The sequence below is a fragment of the Neisseria sp. P0022.S010 genome (genome assembly GCF_051956635.1).
Genome location: NZ_JBQCXF010000593.1, coordinates 1 through 1,727 on the forward strand (window position 1 = coordinate 1; position 1,727 = coordinate 1,727).

The 1,727-nt window shown below is 44.6% G+C and carries 1 protein-coding gene and 1 pseudogene; both read right to left on the reverse strand.

Features of this window, described 5'->3' with window-relative positions; all coding sequences use genetic code 11:
- Positions 1-518: dihydroorotate dehydrogenase (quinone) (gene pyrD / locus ACTHUT_RS19740; RefSeq protein WP_440419521.1), on the reverse strand; the 518-nt coding region annotated here is incomplete at its 3' end.
- A gap of 211 nt (positions 519-729) precedes the next feature.
- Positions 730-1,559, reverse strand: a pseudogene (locus tag ACTHUT_RS19745) (IS630 family transposase); the annotation flags it as partial.
- Positions 1,560-1,727 lie beyond the last annotated feature (168 nt).

The following is a 1,727-nucleotide window of genomic DNA, read 5'->3' on the forward strand; positions in this document are numbered from 1 at the left end:
GGGGAGGAAATATTGACCGTGATGTAGCTCGCGTGGGGGTAGGCTTTTTCCAAGCAAATCAGATAATCGTCGGCCGCGTTTTCAATCGGCGTAACGGCATTTTTGCCGATGTTGATGCCCAAAATGCCTTTAAAGCGGCTGTTTTCAATGTTGCGGATCATCGCGTCGATGCCGTGATTGTTGAAACCCATGCGGTTGATGATGCCTTGGTGTTCGGGAACGCGGAAAAGGCGTGGCTGCGGATTGCCCGGCTGCGGCTTGGGCGTTACCGTGCCGATTTCGACAAAGCCGAAACCCAAAGCGGCAAACGCATCGATACACTCGCCGTTTTTGTCCAAACCTGCCGCCAAACCGACCGGATTGGGCAGCTGCAAGCCCATCAGCTCGGTTGGTCGGGTGTGGCTGTCCACTTTGGGCAGCAGGCCGAGTTTTTCGGCGGCACGCAAACTGTTGAGCGTGAAATGATGGGCCTTTTCTGCATCGAAGCGGAACAGGATAGGACGGACGAGTGAATACATGGCGGCGGCTTTCTGAACGGTTGATGAATTTGGCGTTATTTTACCTGAAACCGTCAAACTGCCCCAAACGTCTGTATCGATATGATTTTATTGTTTGGTGTCAAATGAAAATAAATAGGGTTTTTGCGTGTAATCGGATAGTTCATTAAAATGGTAAGAGAGAGTCTTTTCAGACGGCCTGATGGATGTATAGTTAATTAAAATCAAAATAGGACAGTAGCGCATCGTCAAATCGGGCGTAATCAGACAAAACGGTTCTCAGATACCGCTTAATATCCGCCCACACCTTCTCAATCGGATTGAGCTCAGGTGAATAAAGTGCAAGAGGCAATACCTTATGTCCCAATTTTTCCGCCATTTCCCGTAAGACACCCATACGGTGAAATCGTGCATTATCTAAAATAATCACCGATTTTTGAGTCAATGCGGGCAGTAGGCATTGCTGAAACCACGCTTCAAAAAAGACTCCGGTCATCGTATTTTGATAAATCATCGGAGCAATCAGCCGGTTGCCGACTTGTGCGGACACCAGAGATAAGCGTCGGTATCTTTTTCCACTTATCTGCGCTTTTACTATTTGCCCTTTCGGGCTTCGGGCACAGGGACGGAACAGGTAGCGGTCAAATCCTGTTTCATCCAAATAAACACGTTGGTAGTCGGAAAATTCGGCCGGCTGTGTCAAATAATGCGTTACTTTGACAGGGTCTTGTTCTTTGTAAGTGGTGGTCTTTTTTTGCGCGTCATCCCCATCTGTTTGAGTGCATAGCAAACGGCGGCTGGCGTACAATCAAAATGTTTAGCTATTTCATGCAGATAGGCATCCTGGTGTTACTCAACATATTGAGCCAGTTTTTGCCTATCCAATTTGACGGCATTTAGACCGGTAACTTGATGTTTTAGGCTGCCTGTTTGTTTTTTAAGGCGAATCCACAGGTAAAACGTGTTTCTTGACAAGTTAAACGTTGCTGCGGTTTGGCTGATGTTTTTGCATTGTTCGTAATAGTTTAAAGCTTTGTGTCTTAAGTCCGCAGAGTATGCTATGGTTAGATCTTCAAAGTTGAGTATTGTACCATTTTATTTTTAATTGACTATATCTTTGGATATCTGTTTTATCTATCGAACGATAAAATCCAATAAATTTTAAATTATTTAAATACAGATAGTTGTGAAAAATTTTTAATTTTTTTTTGAGATTGGGTGTTGACTGGT